We start from the raw sequence: 15,940 nt of genomic DNA on the forward strand, positions 1-15,940 counted from the left end.
GCTCCCGAGGGAGCGTCCGGCAGAATGAACGCGGCCGCGCTCGCGGCCGACGTGCGAGAGAAGGACCCATGACCGGACGCACCCGTCGCCCCCTGACCACCGCCCTCGCGACCGTCGCCGCGGCCGGAGCCGTCGCCGCGGCCTGGGGCATCGGCGTCGAGCGGACGCTGTTCACCGTCCGGCGCACGTCGTTCCCGGTGCTGCCCGCGGGTTCCGAGCCGATCCGCGTCCTGCACGTGTCTGACCTGCACATGGCCCCGTGGCAGACGAAGAAGCAGGAGTGGATCCGCTCGCTCCTCGCCCTGGCGCCCGACGTCGTGGTCGACACCGGCGACAACCTCGGCCACCGCGACGGCGTGCTCGGCATCCGCCGGGCCCTGGAGCCCTTCGCCGGGATCCCCGGCGCCTTCGTCAACGGATCCAACGACTACTTCGGCCCTCGGATCAAGAACCCGCTCCGCTACTTCGTCGGCCCCTCCAAGAACCCCAAGCAGCACGAGGCCGATCTCGACACCGACGGGCTGACCGGCTTCTTCTCGGACGGGCTCGGCTGGGTGGACCTCAACAACCGCGCCGAGAGCATCACGGTGAAGGGGACGCGCATCGAGTTCTTCGGCGTCGACGACCCGCACATCGGCCTCGACCGCATCGACCTCGTCGCCGGAGCCGTGGACGAGCTGCGCGGCGCGGAGGACGGACCGGCCGGGGTCAGCATCGGCGTGGCGCACGCGCCCTACCAGCGCATCCTCGACGACTTCGTCGCCCGCGGCGCCGAGGTGATCCTCGCCGGGCACACGCACGGCGGGCAGGTCTGCGTCCCGGGCTTCGGCGCCCTCGTCACCAATTGCGACATCCCGCGCGACAAGGTCGCCGGCTCGACGACGTGGGACAACGGACTGCGCAGCTCGTACCTCAACGTGTCCGCCGGAGTCGGCACCTCGATCTACGCACCGGTGCGCTTCGCCTGCCGGCCCGAGGTGACCCTCGTCACGCTCACTCCGGCGGCCTGACGAGGGGTGTCCGACGGCGGTCCGGAAATCGGCTACTATTGTCGAGGCTCGTGAGCGGTTCTCCGTGATGAGCACACCGGGGTGTGGCGCAGCTTGGTAGCGCGCCTCGTTCGGGACGAGGAGGTCGTGGGTTCGAATCCCGCTACCCCGACCGGTGAGAAGCCCGGCCAGGATCGATGATCCGGCCGGGCTTCGTCGTTCCCGGGGCGTTCTCGGAATTCTGCTGTGGCGGGGCTCGCCCGCAGGCGGATGCTCGCCCGGGCCGGAGCCTGGTCGACGACGGAGCCGGCGCGATCACCGCCCCGCGCTCTCCGGCTCGAGCACCCCTGTCGGCGTCCCGAGCGTCCTGCGCACGGCCGTGCCTTCGGCCCACTCCCCCGCGCCTCCCGGCCCGATCCCAGCAGCCGGGAGCGAGACTGTTCTTCCGCCGTCGTCGCCGCCCCCGCCCGACGACCGACGAGAGGAGCACCGTGACCCGGTCGCTCACCCGCCTCACCCTCGCCATCGGCGTGCCCTACGTGGTCGCGCTCGCAGCGATCGCCTTCTGGCCGACGCCCGTCGATGCGGGAGTGCGGGGGGATCTCGGCCGGGTGACCTCCTGGTTCGCCCGGCACGGCCTCCCGATGGTCGACTACGCGTTCATCGAGTCGACTGCCAACATCGCCCTGTTCGTGCCCCTGGGGCTGCTCCTGGCCCTCAACCTGCGGCTCCGGAGGGCGTGGGTCGCCGTCGCCGTCGGCGCCGTCGTGAGCTCGCTCATCGAGGCGGGCCAGCTGCTCTTCCTCTCGGCGCGCTTCGCCACCGTCGACGACGTCGTGATGAACACCTCCGGCGCCCTCCTCGGCGCGGTCGCCGGCGTCCTGCTCCGGATGGTCGTCCGCGCACGACGGCGCCGGAGGGCGGCGGAGTGGGACGACGCCTTCGCGCACATCCCCCTCCGCGGCACCTCCGGCGTCGTGGCGGACCAGCCGAGCCGCGTCCGCTGAGACGACGGCTCCGCCGCGTCAGCGGCCGAGGCCGCGGTACTCCCAGCCGGCCGCACGCCAGGCGGCGGGGTCGAGGCAGTTGCGACCGTCGACGAGGAAGGTGTTGGCCACCTTCGCCGCCGTGGCCGCGGGGTCGAGGGCGCGGAACTGCTTCCACTCCGTCACGACGACCACGGCGTCGGCACCGGCCAGCGCCTCGTCGACGTCGGTCGTGTAGGTGATCTCGGGGTAGCGGCGGCGCGAGTTCTCGATCGCCTCGGGGTCGGTCGCGACCACGGTCGCACCGAGGTCGTGCAGGCGAGCGGCGACGTCGAGCGACGGCGAGTCGCGGATGTCGTCCGACTCCGGCTTGAACGCCAGACCGAGCACCGCGATGCGGCGGCCCTCGACGGAGCCGCCCAGGCCCTCGGTGACGAGGTCGACGACGCGCTGACGGCGACGCAGGTTGATCGCGTCGACCTCTTTGAGGAAGGCGACGGACTCGCCGACGCCGAGCTCGTCGGCGCGGGCCGAGAAGGCGCGGATGTCCTTCGGGAGGCAGCCGCCTCCGAAGCCGATGCCCGCGTTCAGGAAGCGGCGGCCGATCCGCACGTCGTAGCCGATGGCGTCGGCGAGCTGCGTGACGTCCGCGCCGGTGACCTCCGCGATCTCGGCGATCGCGTTGATGAACGAGATCTTGGTCGCGAGGAAGGCGTTGGCCGAGACCTTCACCAGCTCGGCGGTGGCGTAGTCGGTGACCACGAGCGGGGTCTCGGCCGCGAGCGCCGTCGCGTAGACCTCGTCGAGGGTCGCCTTCGCCGCTGCTCCGGCCTCGCCCGCGGGCACGCCGTAGACGAGCCGGTCGGGGCTGATCGTGTCCTTGACGGCGAAGCCCTCGCGGAGGAACTCGGGGTTCCAGGCGAGGGTCGCACCGGAGGAGGCGATGCGGTCGGCCAGGCGGGCGGCGGTGCCGACGGGGACGGTCGACTTGCCGACGACGAGGGAGTCCGCCTCGAGGTAGGGCAGGAGACCGTCGATCGCCGAGTCGACGTAGGTCATGTCCGCGGCGTTCTCGCCCGGCTTCTGCGGGGTGCCGACGGCGACGAAGTGCACGGCCGCACCGGCGGCGTCGGCCATGTCGGTCGAGAAGCGCAGGCGCCCGGAGGCGACGCCGGAGGACAGCAGCTCCGGGAGGCCGGGCTCGAAGAACGGCGCGGTGCCGGCGGCCAGGGCGTCGATCTTCTTCTGGTCGACGTCGATACCGATGACGTCGTGGCCGAGCTCGGCCATGGCGGCAGCGTGGACGGCACCGAGGTAGCCGCAGCCGATGACAGAAAGCTTCACAGGGGTTCTCCGAATCGTGGCGGGTTCGTGTCGCGGTCGCGACGGTGAGGAGGAGCGATGCGATGCGGCGAGGCGTCAGCGCGCCCGCGGACGCGCGACTACCGCCGCGCCAATGCTCTCAGATCGCGGGAGACGTCGGCGACAGCCGCCGCGATCTGCGCCGCCACGCGCTCGTGCACGGCCTCGCTGCGGCCGATCGGGTCCTCGATGTCGTCGCCGCCCTCGCCCCGCGGGGCGCGCCCGCGGTGGGCGGCGGCGAGCCGCACGACGGCGCGGAGCCGCGCGGCGGGGTCCTCGACCGTCGGCAGCGGCACCTCCCGCAGCACGAACGGCAGCACGCGGGCGAACTCGAGCAGCGTGAAGCCGCGGAGGAGGAGCGACGGGAAGCGCCGGGAGGCGTCGACCAGGTGGTCGCGCGTCATCGTGAGCAGGAGGTCGGCGTCGCCGACGATCGCGTCGCCGAGCACCGCGCTCGTGTGCGCGGCCGGGTCTCCCCCGTGCTGAGCCGAGAAGCGGGCCGAGACCGGGTCCATCGGCAGTCCGTCGCGCGTCCTCACTCCGGCGCTCGTGAACGCTAAGAGCGGACCTCCCGCGGGTGATGTCGCGTCGGCGAGTGCGGCGCGCAGCAGCTGCTCCGCCATCGGCGACCGGCAGATGTTGCCGGTGCAGACCGAGAGCACGGTGAAGACGGGGGCGGCGGAGGCGGCGACCGGTTCGTCCGGTCGCCAGCTCCGGCGGGCGGGGCGGGCGGAGTCGTCTCCCGGGAAGATCATCGCGGGGCGCTCAGGCCGAGGTCGACGCGGGCTCGGGCTCGACGGCCGTGTCCGGGCGGGCACCCGATCGCTCGGAGCCGTAGTAGCTCGTGTAGTAGTAGCCGTAGCCCCGGCCGACCTGGCCGCGCGCGGGCACGCGGTTGAGGATCACGCCGAGGGTGTGGCCGCTGACCCGCTCGATGTTCTGGATCGCCTTGCCCAGCTCGTCGGTCGTCGTCCTACCCGCGGAGATGACCACGAGCGCGCCGTCGGTGCGGGCGGTGAGGATGGCGCCGTCCGTGACGGGCAGGAGCGGCGGCGCATCGACGATCACGATGGCCTCGCGAGCGATCTCGTGCAGGAGGATGTCCATGCCGTTGGAGCCGAGCAGCTCGGACGGGTTCGGCGGGATCGACCCGGCTCCGAGCACCCAGAGGTTGCCGGACGGGCCCCACGGCTGCAGGACGTCCTGCAGTTCCGCCTTGCCGATCAGCAGGTCGGTCAGGCCGACGCCGGGAACGAGGCCGAACGACTTGGCGACGGTGGGCTTGCGGAGGTCGCCATCGACGACGACGGTCCGCTGGCCGGAGGCGGCGAGCGTCACCGCGAGGTTCGCGGTCACCGTCGACTTGCCGTCCGAGGGCAGCGGGCTCGTCACGACGATGATGCGCGGCGGGCTGTCGATGTTCATGAACTGCAGGTTCGTGCGGAGCTCGCGCAGCGCCTCGGCGAGTGCGTGCTTGCCGTCGGCCTTGATGTAGTCGGTCGTGTCGGCCTCGGGGACGATGCGGTTGGTCTCGCTGAGGCGCTTGTCGACGGGGAGGGTGCCGACCACGGGGAGGTCGAACAGGCGCTCGACCATCTCGGCGGTGCGGATGCGCCGGTCCAACGTGTTGCGGACGAACGCGTAGACGAGACCGAGGACGAGGCCCGCGAGCGCGCCGACCGCGAGGACGAGGCGCAGGTTCGGGAACGCCGGCGAGGACGGGAGCGCCGCGGCCTGCAGAACGGTGAGGGAGACCGTGTCGCCGACGCCCGTCTCCTGGTTGACCTGCTGCACCTTGGTGGCGATGGCCGCGACCCAGGCGTCGGCGAGCTTCTGCGCGCCCTCGGGGGTGGAGGCGGTGGCGCTGACCTTCATCACCGGGGCGACCGTGTCGGCCTGCACCGTGATCGCCGAGATCAGCGTGGCGGGCGAGACGTCGAGGCCGAGGCTGTCGATCGCGATCTGCGCCACGTCGCGCGAGGTGGCGATCGGGACGTACGTGGCGAGGCTCGACTTGGCGACGGACTGCGCGATCTGCTGCGTGTAGATCGCCTGGCTGTCGTCGGCACCGGTGGTGGCGACGGAGACCAGGCCCTGCGAGTCGGCGACGTACCGCGGCTTCTGCGTCAGCGACCAGCCGAAGGCGACGAGAGTGCCGAGGAGGATCGCCGCGACGATCGGGATCCAGTGGTCGCGCAGCAGCCGGAGGACGTCTCGAAGTTCCACAGAGTCAGATTTCCTTCGCTGGTACGGATCACGCGGCGGGCGCCGGCGACGGGTTCTTCCGAATTCTGACACAGCGCTTCCGCGCCCTCGGCGCCAGGCGCGTCAACCGTGCCACCCGTCGGGGGTGGGCTCCGGCGGAGTCCCTCTCCTGATCACTCCGAGGCCCTCGAGCTCGACGACCGCCGACTCGACGACCGCCTCCGCATCGACGCCGGCGGGCGGCGGGCCCGCCTCCTCGAGCACCGCGGCGACGAGACCGGGCAGATCGGAGCCCCGGCCGGCGTGGCGCCAGATCGTCGGGCCGATGCCGGACAGGCGCACGAGGGTGCCGCCGCAGAACACGAGCAGCTGGCCGTCGGCGAGCTCCACCGCGTCGTCCGCAGGGGTGCGCAGGACGGTGCCGGGCAGGGCCTCGCCCACAGGGTCGAGCTGCACGGAGACCACGTCGGACCAGGCGGACGGGGCCTCGGCGCCGAGGGACGCGAAGACCTCCTCGACCAGGTGCACCACGCTCGCGGCCTCGGAGTAGACCAGTCGCCGGACGCCGCCCAGCGCCGAGAGGGTGCGGACGAGATCGGCGATCGGCCGCGGGCGGGCCGAGAGGTAGGAGGTCTGCGGCACCAGGTCCTCGATCGCGTCGACCGGGTCGACGTGCTCGAGGAAGGGCGTCCCGACGCCGTCGCGGCGCTCGAGCAGGAGGACGCCCGCCAGACGCAGGGGCGCCTCCGGGACCGGTCGGAGGGCGAGCGACCCGGGGGCCAGCTGCGCCTTCGGCGCCGATCCGGTCAGCGGCTTCACCGACAGCGGCTTGGGATAGGGCAGGACGCGCCCCTCCGGGGTCACGCCGACCGTCTCGTCGGTGACGTAGCCGAAGCGGGACCCGAGCGTCCGGGCGATGGTGGTCTTGCCGGTCCCGGAGGCGGCGACGAAGGCCAGCACGCGGCCGGACTCGTCGGAGATCCCGCAGGCGTGGAGCATCAGCAGGTCGGCGCGCCGGGCGCCGATCGCCTCGAGGGTCAGGGTCGAGGTCAGGGACTCCTCGAGCTGCGCGAGCGTGGCGCTCGAGACCCGGGGCGAGCCGTCGACCGGGACGGAGGGATCGTGCCCCACCTCGGCGAGGACGTCGCGTGCTCCCGCGTCGGGCTCGGACGCGCAGGCGGCCCAGCTGTCGGCGATCCGCGCCACGTCCTCGTCGCCGACGCCGCGTCCGAAGACCACGCGGAACGGGGTCTCGAGGACCGAGACGGACAGGGTGCGGGGCTCGGCGCCCCTCCCCCCGGCGATCAGTACGCCCCGTCGCGGGCGAGGACGGCGCGCGCGGTCTTGAAGAGGATGACGATGTCGCCGGTCATCGACCAGTTCTCGACGTAGTACAGGTCGAGGCGGACGGTGTCCTCCCACGAGAGGTTCGAGCGTCCGCTGACCTGCCAGAGCCCGGTGATGCCCGGCTTCATCAGGAAGCGGCGGTGCACGTGCTCCTCGTACTGCTCGACCTCGCGGGCCAGCGGCGGGCGAGGGCCGATCAGGGACATGTCGCCGCGGAAGACGTTCAGGAACTGGGGCAGCTCGTCGAGGCTGAAGCGCCGGAGGATCGCACCCACCCGGGTGACGCGGGGGTCCTTCGCCATCTTGAAGAGGATCGAGTTCCCCTCCGCACGCTGCTGCGACGCGAGAGCCGCCAGTCGCGCCTCCGCGTCGACGACCATCGAGCGGAACTTCAGCATCTCGAAGGTCGCGCCGTTCAGGCCGATGCGCTCCTGCCGGAAGAGCACGGGCCCGGGGCTGGTGACCTTGACCAGCACGGCGACTACGACGAGCACCGGCGCGCTGAGGATGATCAGCATGGTCGACGCCAGGATGTCGAAGAGGCGCTTGGCGAACCGCTGGCGGCCGTCGAAGCGCGGGGTCTCGACGTGGATCAGCGGAAGGCCCGCGACGGGGCGGGTGTGGATGCGCGGACCGCCGATGTCGGTGAGGCTCGGCGCCACGACGAGGTGCTCGCGCCCGGGCTCGAGCGTCCAGCTCAGCTCGCGGATCCGCTGCGGCGCCAGCTCGTCGGAGCTCGTGACGACCACCGTGTCGGCACCGGTGGCGTCCATCACGGCGCGGACGCCGTCGATCCCGGTGAACCCGTGGACCGCGAGGCCCGAGAGCTCCTGCTCGCTCCGCAGCGCGTCCGCACCGCCGACCGAGGTCGAGACGGCGCCGACGAGCTTGTAGCCGGCCTCGGTGCCGCGACGCAGCTCGCGCGCGGTGTGCAGGACGCTCGCGCGGGAGCCGAGGAGCACGACCTGGCTCGAGAAGCGGCCCGCCCGGCGCTGCCGGGTGAGCCAGGAGCGCCAGACCAGGCGGCCGACGCAGATCAGCACGATCCCGGCGGGGAACGCCGTGATGATGTAGCCGCGCGCGAGCAGGATCTGGAGCAGGTAGGCGATGATCGCGACGATGCCGAAGAGCCAGATGGAGGCGTCGACGACGCGGCGGTACTCGACGTAGCCGGTGCCGACGATCCGGCGGTCGCGCGTGTCGAAGACCTGGAGGGCGAGGAGCCAGCCGACCGACAGGGCGACGGACACCCAGGTGTAGCTGACCGCGATGTCGGCGGGGTTCTTGAACCCCAGGTCCGAGTTCAGGTTCAGGTCGAACCAGAAGAGCTGCGTGCCGAAGACGGAGAGGACGATCGCGACGACGTCCGTGATGAGCAGCCGTCGCCGGTAGTCCTGCTCCCACGACGGCCGACGCCTCAGCGGTGCCCCTTGCGCCGTCATCGTTTCCCCCGACCTTTCCTGCTGCTTCGAAAGGCGTAATTCCGTTTCCGGTGTTGTCACGTCGTCAGGCTACCCACTTCCTCGTTTCGGAGGGGTGTCGCGCCGGTGAGGAACGCTCGACCGGTCAGCCGCGGAGCCGGCCGAGGCTCTCCTGGAGGTAGCACGCGCCGCACAGCGACTCGTAGGTGACCGCCGTTCCGTCGATCGCGACCTGATCGCCGTCGAACACGAAGCGGCCGTCCACGACGCGCCCGTTGAAGATCGCTTTGCGCCCGCACCGGCAGATCGTCTTCAGCTCCTCGAGGCTGTGGGCGATCTCCAGGAGCCGCCTGCTTCCCGGGAACGCGGCGGTGCGGAAGTCCGTGCGGATGCCGTACGCCAGGACGGGCACGTTCTCGAGGATGGCGATCCGGAGCAGATCGTCGACGTGCGACTCCGGCAGGAACTGCGCCTCGTCGACGAGCAGAGCACTCACGTCGCGCTTCGACTCGGCCAGCACGCGGGCCCGGGCGGCGGTGAAGACGGCCACCGGGTCCCCGTCGGGCTCGAACAGGATGTCCACCGGACGGGTCACGCCGAGCCGCGACACGATCAGCTCCTCGCCCTTCGTGTCGACGGCCGGCTTGGCCAGCAGCACCCGGTGCCCGCGCTCCTCGTAGTTGTGCGCGGCCTGCAGGAGCGACGTGCTCTTCCCGCTGTTCATCGCTCCGTAGCGGAAGTACAGCTTGGCCATCAGGTCTCCTCGGGGCGGGTCCGGAGGCGGGGCCCCCGGGGTGAGCAGGGGTCGGTCACGGGAGGAACCCGTCCTCGCCGGCGCGGCGGATCAGATCGGCCCGGCGGCTCGCGGGCCTGCCGACGGCGACGTACTTGCGGCGCACGCGCTGCAGGTAGGTCTTCGCGGTCTCGAACTGCACGTTCATCTTGGCGGCGACCTCGGGGGTGCTCGATCCGGACGCGTAGAGGCGCAGCGCCTCCAACTCGCCGGCGCTGAGCCGCGGGCGCTGCTGCGCCGCGACCCCGGACGGCAGGGGCCGCCACTGCGCGGACGAGACGTCGGCCGAGCGCATCTCGAGAGCGGCGCGGGTCTGCTCCATCACCTCGGCGAGCGGGCGCGACTTCGCCAGGTGCCGCACGGCTCCGGCCTTCAGGGCGCGCTCGCGGACCTCGTCGTCCTCGCTCGCGGAGAGCGCCACGACCGCGGCTCCCGCCGCCCGGCAGGTCCGGATCCGCGCCTCGATCGAGATCGGCTCGCGCAGCTCGACGTCCATCACGACCACCTGGGTGGGGAAGACATCGCTCGTCACCAGGTCGTGCCAGGTGGAGGCGGCCACGACGACCTCGAAGTCCGGGGCGTGGGTGCGGATCCACGCGCTCGTCGCCGCGAGCAGGTCCTCGCGCGGGTCGAGCAGGCCGAGCCGGACCGCACGGGGTGCCGCGTCGCGGGCGCTCCGGGCGGAGGAGCCCGAGGGCTCACCGGAGCGGGTGACCATGCGGACGATCCTAGCCGCGGCCGGGCCCGCCCCCGGCTCAGAACAGCGTCGGCTGTCCGACGCCGGGCAGGATCGCGGCGCGCTCCGGCCCGAGCTCCCCGACCAGCAGCCCGTCGTGCTGGAGGGAGCGCCGCTCGCCGCCGAGGGCCCGCAGCGTCCCGAGCGAATTCAGGGCGGAGGACTTGACGGAGCCGGTGGCCGGGTCCTCTTCGCCGCGCTCGAGCCCGTGCGCGCGCATCAGCGGGCGGATGCGCGCGGAGAGCCAGCGCCGGTACTCGAGACGCGCGTAGGCGTCGCGGCCCGGGTAGAGCGCTCGGTACTTGTCGACCAGCTCGGGGTGCTCCTGCCCGAGCCACTGCAGGAACCACTCCTTCACCCCGGGCTTGAGGTAGAGGGTCGAGTACATGATCGTGCTGGCGCCCGCCTCGCGGCAGGCCCGGAGCGACTCGTCGAGGTGCGCCCGTGTGTCGGTGAGGAACGGCAGGATCGGCATCAGGAACACCGAGCAGTCGAAGCCGGCCTCCCGTGCCGCGGTGACCGTCGCCAGCCTGGCCGCCGCGGTCGGCGCACCCGGCTCGACGGAGCGCTGGAGGCCCTCGTCGTAGACGGCGATCGAGACTCCGAGGTCGACCGGGACGTGCTCTGCGGCCTCGCGGAGCAGCGGCAGGTCTCGCCGCAGCAGCGAGCCCTTCGTGAGGATCGAGATCGGGGTGCCCGAGGCGGCGAGCGCGGCGATGATGCCCGGCATCAGCCGGTAGCGGCCCTCGGCGCGCTGGTACGGATCGGTGTTGGTGCCGAGTGCCACGGGGTGCCGCTCCCAGCTCGGCTTGGCGAGCTCCCGGGTGAGGACCTCGGCGACGTTCACCTTCACGACGATCTGCGAGTCGAAGTCGCGGCCGCCGTCGAACTCGAGGTACTCGTGCGTGGGCCGGGCGAAGCAGTAGGTGCAGGCGTGGGTGCAGCCGCGCATCGGGTTGATGCTCCAGCCGAACGGCATCTTCGAGGAGGTGTGCACGCGGTTGAGCGCCGACTTCGCGAGCACCTCGTAGAAGGTGACGCCCTCGAACTCCGGCGTGCGCACCGTCCGCACCAGGTCGGTGAGCTTGACGAGGCCGGGCAGGGCGGCCTCGTCGGCCGTGCCGATCGACTGCCCGCTCCACCTCATGGAGCCATTAGAACATACGTTCGAACGGATCGCAGCCGATCAGACCGAGGCGGACAGCTCCAGCGTCTCGGCGGTCGCGGTGACCGTCTGCTCGGCCTTCTCGGGCGCGTCGTTGAGGGTCGAGCCGTAGCTCGGCACCAGCGCGCGGATCCGCGGCTCCCAGGCCTTCATCCGGTCGGGGAAGCACTTCTGCACGATGTCGAGCATGATCGGCACGGCGGTCGAGGCTCCGGGCGAGGCGCCGAGCAGGCCGGCGATCGTGCCGTCCCCTCCGGTGATGACCTCGGTGCCGAACTGCAGCACGCCGCCCTTCTTCTCGTCCTTCTTCATCACCTGGACGCGCTGGCCGGCGGTGATCAGGTACCAGTCCTCGTCGCGGGCGGTGGGCAGGAACTCGCGCAGGGCCTTCATCTTCTTGCCACGGCCGGCGAGCACCTCGCCGATCAGGTACTTCATCAGGTCGAGGTTGTCGCGGGCGACCGCGAGCATCGGGCCGATGTTGTGCGGCCGGATCGACAGGGGCAGGTCGAGCCACGAGCCCCGCTTCAGGAACTTGGGCGTGAAGCCCGCGTAGGGGCCGAAGAGGAGGGACGACTCGCCGTCGACGACGCGCGCATCGAGGTGCGGCACCGACATCGGGGGCGCGCCGACGGCGGCCTTGCCGTAGACCTTCGCCTTGTGCCGGGCGACCAGCTCGGGGTTGTCGGTGCGGAGGAACTGCCCCGAGATCGGGAAGCCTCCGAAGCCCTTGATCTCGGGGATGCCCGACTTCTGCAGGAGGTGCAACGCACCGCCGCCGGCGCCGACGAAGACGAAGCGGGCGGTCACCGACTGGGGCGTGCCTCCGACGACCTGCTTGAGGTCGAGGCGCCAGGTGCCGTCCTTCTGCCGGGTGATGTCGGTGACCTCGCGGCCGGTGTCGAGCGTGCCGCCGTGGGCGACGACGTGGTCGAACAGCTGGTGGGTCAGCGAGCCGAAGTCGACGTCGGTGCCGGCCGGCATGCGCGTCGCCGCGTAGGGGCCGCCGCCGGCGGGACGCTGCTCCATCAGCAGGGGCGCCCACTCGTGGATGGTCTTGACGCTCTCGGTGAACTCGATGCCGGCGAACAGCGGCTGGTCCTTGAGCGCCTCGTAGCGCTTCCGGAGGTACTCGACGTTGGCCTCGCCGTGCACGAAGGTCATGTGCGGCGCCGGGTTGATGAAGCTGGAGGGCTCGCGGATGTCGCCGGACTCCACCAGGCTCGACCAGAACTGGCGCGAGATCTGGAACTGCTCGTTGATCTGGATCGCCTTGGCCGGGTCGACGGAGCCGTCGGCCGCCTCGGGCATGTAGTTCAGCTCGCAGAGGGCCGCGTGACCGGTGCCCGCGTTGTTCCACGGGTTCGACGACTCCTGCGCCACGTCGCCGAGGCGCTCATAGGCGGCGATCGTCCAGTCGGGCTGCAGCTGGGTGATGAGTGCGCCGAGCGTGGCGCTCATGATGCCCCCACCGATGAGGGCGACGTCGACCGGTTCCGAGGAGTTCACGAGAGTCGAGTTTACGCTCGCCCGCGGACGCCGCGGCCGGGAGGGGACCCGCTCCCCCATCAAATTCGCGGCTTTTCCACCCGGAGGGGGCCGGAGCGCTCGGCGCCGGCCCCGTCCACGCCGGTCAGGAGACGGGCTGCTTCGCCGCGATGAGCTCGGCGATCTGCACGGCGTTCAGGGCCGCGCCCTTGCGGAGGTTGTCGTTGCTGATGAAGAGCGCGAGGCCGCGTCCCTCCGGGGCGCCCTCGTCGGCGCGGATGCGGCCGACGAAGCTCGGGTCCTTGCCCGCGGCCTCCAGCGGAGTCGGCACCTCGCGCAGCACGACGCCGGGCGCGTCGGCCAGCAGCTCGCGAGCACGCTCGGGGCTGAGGGCGGAGGCGAATTCTGCGTTGACGGAGAGCGAGTGGCCGGTGAACACGGGGACGCGCACGCAGGTGCCCGAGACCAGCAGCTCCGGGAGCTCGAGGATGCGGCGGCTCTCGTTGCGGAGCTTCTTCTCCTCGTCTGTCTCGTTCGAGCCGTCCTCGACCAGGCTCCCCGCGAAGGGGATGACGTCGAAGGCGATCGGGGCGACGTACTTGTCCGGCGCGGGGAAGTCGACCACCGAGCCGTCGTGCACCAGGTCGAGCAGGTGCTCGTCGGCGACGGCGGCGCGGACCTGGCCGGCCAGCTCGTTCGCTCCGGCCAGTCCGCTGCCGGACACGGCCTGGTAGGTGCTGACGATCAGGCGCGTGAGCCCCGCCTCGCGGTCGAGGACCTTGAGGATCGGCATCGCGGCCATCGTGGTGCAGTTGGGGTTGGCGATGATGCCCTTGACCGCCTGGTCGATGGCGTGGGGGTTCACCTCGCTGACGACCAGCGGGACCTCGGGGTCCATCCGCCAGGCGCTGGAGTTGTCGATCACGGTGACGCCGGCCGCGGCGAAGCGGGGCGCCTGCGCGCGCGAGCCCGTGGCTCCGGCCGAGAACAGGGCGATGTCGAGCCCCGACGGATCGGCGGTCTCCACGTCCTCGACCACGACGTCCTCGCCGCGGAACGGCAGCGTCGTGCCCGCCGAGCGGGCGGTGGCGAAGAAGCGGATGGACGCGATCGGGAAGTCGCGCTCCTCGAGGAGGCGGCGCATCACCTTCCCGACCTGGCCGGTCGCGCCGACGACGCCCACGTGGAGGGGGGTGCTGCTCATGCTGTGCTCTTTCGTCCGTGCGGCGCGCGGGCCGCTCGTGGCGGGGGGATCGAGGGAGAGGGTACCGGTCGGTCCGGCCGCTCGGGAGGAACGGCCGGATCGCGAGGGTGTCCGGCCGTCAGCGGCCGGTGCCGGCGTAGACGACGGCCTCGTCCTCGGCGTCGAGCCCGAAGGCGGTGTGCACGACGCGCAGAGCCTCGTTCACGGTGTCGGCGCGGGTGACGACCGAGATGCGGATCTCGCTCGTGGAGATCATCTCGATGTTGATCCCGGCCTCGTAGAGGGAGCGGAACAGCTTCGCGGAGACGCCGGCGTTGGTGCGCATCCCGGCGCCCACGAGCGCGAGCTTGGCGATCTGATCGTCGTACTGCAGGGACTCGAAGCCGACCTCGTCCTTCTCGGCGTTGAGAGCCATGAGGACCGTCTGGCCGTCGGCCTTGGGCAGGGTGAACGAGATGTCGGTGCGGGCGGTGGCCGCAGCCGACACGTTCTGCACGATCATGTCGATGTTGGAGCCGGTCTTGGCCACGATCGTGAAGATCTGCGCGGCCTTGCCCGGGATGTCGGGGACTCCGACGACGGTGATCTTCGCCTCGTTCAGGTCGGCGGCGACTCCGGCGATGATGGGCTCTTCCACGGCTTGTCCGTTCTGCTCGGCGCCGGCGGTCTCGGCGTTGTAGACGATGGTGCCCTCGTTGGGGCTGAAGGAGGAGCGCACGTGGAGCGTGACTCCGTGGCGGCGGGCGAACTCGACGGCGCGGATGTGCAGCACCTTCGCTCCCGCGGCGGCCAGCTCGAGCATCTCCTCGCTGGTGATGCGGTCGAGCTTGCGGGCCTTCTTGACGACCCGCGGGTCGGCGGTGAAGACGCCGTCGACGTCGGTGTAGATCTCGCAGGTGTCGGCGCCGAGTCCCGCGGCGAGCGCGACGGCGGTGGTGTCGGAGCCGCCGCGGCCGAGGGTGGTGATGTCCTTCGTGTCGCGGTTGAAGCCCTGGAAGCCCGCGACGATGACGACGGCGTTCTCGTCGAGCGCCTCGCGGAGGCGGACCGGGGTGATGTCGACGATGCGGGCGGCGCCGTGCTGCGCGTCCGTGATCATGCCGGCCTGGCTGCCGGTGAAGGAGCGGGCCTCGAAGCCCATGCTCTTGATCGCCATCGCCAGCAGCGCCATCGAGATGCGCTCGCCCGAGGAGAGCAGCATGTCGAGCTCGCGGGGGGCGGGGATGGGAGTGACCTGGTGGGCGAGCTCGAGCAGGTCGTCGGTGGTGTCGCCCATGGCCGAGACGGCGACGACCACGTCGTTGCCCGCCTGCTTGGTGGCGACGATCCGCTTCGCGACCCGCTTGATGCTCTCCGCGTCGGCGACGGAGGACCCGCCGAACTTCTGGACGATCAGGCTCACGTGCTGCTCCCGTGTCGGTGGCTGGACCGCCGTCGCGACCCGACGGGCGAGTCTACCGGTCGACCGCATGCCGGAGCGGTCATGCGACTCCGGCGGCCGCGTCAGTTCTCGACGAGCCGGCGGCCCTCGAAGGCGCGGCCGAGGGTGATCTCGTCGGCGTACTCGAGGTCTCCGCCGACGGGCAGCCCGGAGGCCAGGCGGGTGATGCGGATGCCGAGGGTGCTGAGCATGCGCGAGAGGTAGGTCGCCGTCGCCTCGCCCTCGAGGTTCGGGTCGGTCGCGATGATGACCTCCTGCACCTCGCCGTCCGCGAGCCGCTGCAGCAGCTGGCGGATGCGGAGCTGATCCGGGCCGATGCCGTCGATCGGGCTGATCGCGCCGCCGAGCACGTGGTAGAGCCCACGGAACTCGCGGGTGCGCTCGATCGCCGGGACGTCCTTCGCCTCCTCCACGACGCAGATGACGGCGCGGCTGCGGCGCGGATCGCGGCAGATCCCGCAGGTCGCCTCCTCCGCCACGTTCCCGCAGATGTCGCAGAAGTGCACACGGCCGCGCAGCTCGAGCAGGATCTCGGCGAGCCGGGTGACGTCGAACGTCTCGGTCTGCAGGATGTGGAACGCGATGCGCTGGGCGGACTTCGGGCCGATGCCGGGGAGCCGGCCGAGCTCGTCGATCAGCTCCTGGACGATGCCTTCGTACATGCGGTCGCCTCCTCTCGGGTGGGGCGGACGGGGGTGGCGGTGATGCGGGGGGGGGTGTCGGCGGGAGCCGCGGGGTAGACGCGGGCGGTTCCCTCGTCGAGGAAGGCGACCGCCCGACCTCCGGAGCCGAGGGCGGCACGG

The 15,940-nt window shown here is 71.7% G+C and carries 14 protein-coding genes and 1 tRNA gene; 3 read left to right on the forward strand and 12 right to left on the reverse strand.

Annotated features, from left to right (window positions below; genetic code table 11):
• Positions 1 to 68: 68 nt before the first annotated feature.
• The 3 genes from C5C44_RS10395 (at position 69) to C5C44_RS17345 (ending at position 1,996) form a co-directional block, all read left to right on the forward strand.
• Positions 69 to 1,010, forward strand: coding sequence for a metallophosphoesterase (locus C5C44_RS10395; protein WP_104222183.1), 942 nt, complete (start codon positions 69 to 71; stop codon positions 1,008 to 1,010).
• A gap of 77 nt (positions 1,011 to 1,087) precedes the next feature.
• Positions 1,088 to 1,161, forward strand: a tRNA-Pro gene (locus C5C44_RS10400).
• A 319-nt stretch (positions 1,162 to 1,480) separates the two neighbouring features.
• Positions 1,481 to 1,996 (forward strand): VanZ family protein, encoded by a 516-nt coding sequence (locus C5C44_RS17345; protein ID WP_244229599.1) that lies wholly within the window; start codon positions 1,481 to 1,483, stop codon positions 1,994 to 1,996.
• 18 nt (positions 1,997 to 2,014) lie between these two features.
• Here C5C44_RS17345 and C5C44_RS10410 read toward each other — a convergent pair whose 3' ends face one another.
• The 12 genes from C5C44_RS10410 to recR form a co-directional block, all read right to left on the reverse strand.
• The gene (locus C5C44_RS10410) at positions 2,015 to 3,319 is read right to left on the reverse strand and encodes a UDP-glucose/GDP-mannose dehydrogenase family protein (RefSeq protein WP_104222179.1); all 1,305 of its coding nucleotides are present in this window, start codon (positions 3,317 to 3,319) and stop codon (positions 2,015 to 2,017) included.
• Between the two features lie 98 nt (positions 3,320 to 3,417).
• The gene (locus tag C5C44_RS10415; protein ID WP_104335807.1) at positions 3,418 to 4,092 is read right to left on the reverse strand and encodes a hypothetical protein; all 675 of its coding nucleotides are present in this window, start codon (positions 4,090 to 4,092) and stop codon (positions 3,418 to 3,420) included.
• A 10-nt stretch (positions 4,093 to 4,102) separates the two neighbouring features.
• Positions 4,103 to 5,563, reverse strand: coding sequence for a polysaccharide biosynthesis tyrosine autokinase (locus C5C44_RS10420; RefSeq protein WP_181027156.1), 1,461 nt, complete (start codon positions 5,561 to 5,563; stop codon positions 4,103 to 4,105).
• 102 nt (positions 5,564 to 5,665) lie between these two features.
• Positions 5,666 to 6,781: a hypothetical protein gene (locus C5C44_RS10425; protein ID WP_104335808.1), complete on the reverse strand. Its 1,116-nt coding sequence runs from the start codon at positions 6,779 to 6,781 to the stop codon at positions 5,666 to 5,668.
• A 65-nt stretch (positions 6,782 to 6,846) separates the two neighbouring features.
• Positions 6,847 to 8,331 carry a sugar transferase gene (locus C5C44_RS10430; protein ID WP_104222171.1) on the reverse strand — a complete coding sequence of 495 codons (1,485 nt, stop codon included), beginning with the start codon at positions 8,329 to 8,331 and terminating at the stop codon, positions 6,847 to 6,849.
• Positions 8,332 to 8,455: 124 nt separating this feature from the next.
• Positions 8,456 to 9,064, reverse strand: coding sequence for a thymidine kinase (locus tag C5C44_RS10435; protein WP_104335809.1), 609 nt, complete (start codon positions 9,062 to 9,064; stop codon positions 8,456 to 8,458).
• Positions 9,065 to 9,119: 55 nt separating this feature from the next.
• A complete protein-coding gene (locus tag C5C44_RS10440) occupies positions 9,120 to 9,821 on the reverse strand; it encodes a LuxR C-terminal-related transcriptional regulator (protein ID WP_104237728.1) in 702 nt (233 codons plus the stop codon).
• A gap of 37 nt (positions 9,822 to 9,858) precedes the next feature.
• Positions 9,859 to 10,986, reverse strand: coding sequence for an Rv2578c family radical SAM protein (locus tag C5C44_RS10445; protein ID WP_104335810.1), 1,128 nt, complete (start codon positions 10,984 to 10,986; stop codon positions 9,859 to 9,861).
• Between the two features lie 39 nt (positions 10,987 to 11,025).
• Positions 11,026 to 12,573, reverse strand: a complete 1,548-nt coding sequence (locus tag C5C44_RS10450) for a malate:quinone oxidoreductase (RefSeq protein WP_104260362.1) — start codon at positions 12,571 to 12,573, stop codon at positions 11,026 to 11,028.
• 64 nt (positions 12,574 to 12,637) lie between these two features.
• Entirely contained in the window at positions 12,638 to 13,696 is a 1,059-nt protein-coding gene (locus C5C44_RS10455) for an aspartate-semialdehyde dehydrogenase (protein WP_104335811.1), read from the reverse strand.
• Between the two features lie 118 nt (positions 13,697 to 13,814).
• On the reverse strand, positions 13,815 to 15,098 hold the full coding sequence (locus tag C5C44_RS10460; protein WP_104222160.1) for an aspartate kinase: 1,284 nt from the start codon (positions 15,096 to 15,098) through the stop codon (positions 13,815 to 13,817).
• 101 nt (positions 15,099 to 15,199) lie between these two features.
• Positions 15,200 to 15,799: a recombination mediator RecR gene (recR, locus tag C5C44_RS10465; protein WP_104222157.1), complete on the reverse strand. Its 600-nt coding sequence runs from the start codon at positions 15,797 to 15,799 to the stop codon at positions 15,200 to 15,202.
• Positions 15,800 to 15,940 lie beyond the last annotated feature (141 nt).

It is taken from the genome of Rathayibacter sp. AY1F6 (assembly GCF_002932035.1).
Taxonomy (GTDB): domain Bacteria; phylum Actinomycetota; class Actinomycetes; order Actinomycetales; family Microbacteriaceae; genus Rathayibacter.

Excerpts from the sequence above, each read along its gene's own strand:
- C5C44_RS10440 (WP_104237728.1), bottom strand. The coding sequence starts at position 9,821 with ATGGTCACCCGCTCCGGTGAGCCCTCGGGCTCCTCCGCCCGGAGCGCC.
- C5C44_RS10395 (WP_104222183.1), top strand. The coding sequence starts at position 69 with ATGACCGGACGCACCCGTCGCCCCCTGACCACCGCCCTCGCGACCGTC.
- C5C44_RS10435 (WP_104335809.1), bottom strand. The coding sequence starts at position 9,064 with ATGGCCAAGCTGTACTTCCGCTACGGAGCGATGAACAGCGGGAAGAGC.
- C5C44_RS10450 (WP_104260362.1), bottom strand. The coding sequence starts at position 12,573 with ATGGGGGAGCGGGTCCCCTCCCGGCCGCGGCGTCCGCGGGCGAGCGTA.
- C5C44_RS10445 (WP_104335810.1), bottom strand. The coding sequence starts at position 10,986 with ATGAGGTGGAGCGGGCAGTCGATCGGCACGGCCGACGAGGCCGCCCTG.
- C5C44_RS10430 (WP_104222171.1), bottom strand. The coding sequence starts at position 8,331 with ATGACGGCGCAAGGGGCACCGCTGAGGCGTCGGCCGTCGTGGGAGCAG.
- C5C44_RS10455 (WP_104335811.1), bottom strand. The coding sequence starts at position 13,696 with ATGAGCAGCACCCCCCTCCACGTGGGCGTCGTCGGCGCGACCGGCCAG.
- recR (WP_104222157.1), bottom strand. The coding sequence starts at position 15,799 with ATGTACGAAGGCATCGTCCAGGAGCTGATCGACGAGCTCGGCCGGCTC.
- C5C44_RS10415 (WP_104335807.1), bottom strand. The coding sequence starts at position 4,092 with ATGATCTTCCCGGGAGACGACTCCGCCCGCCCCGCCCGCCGGAGCTGG.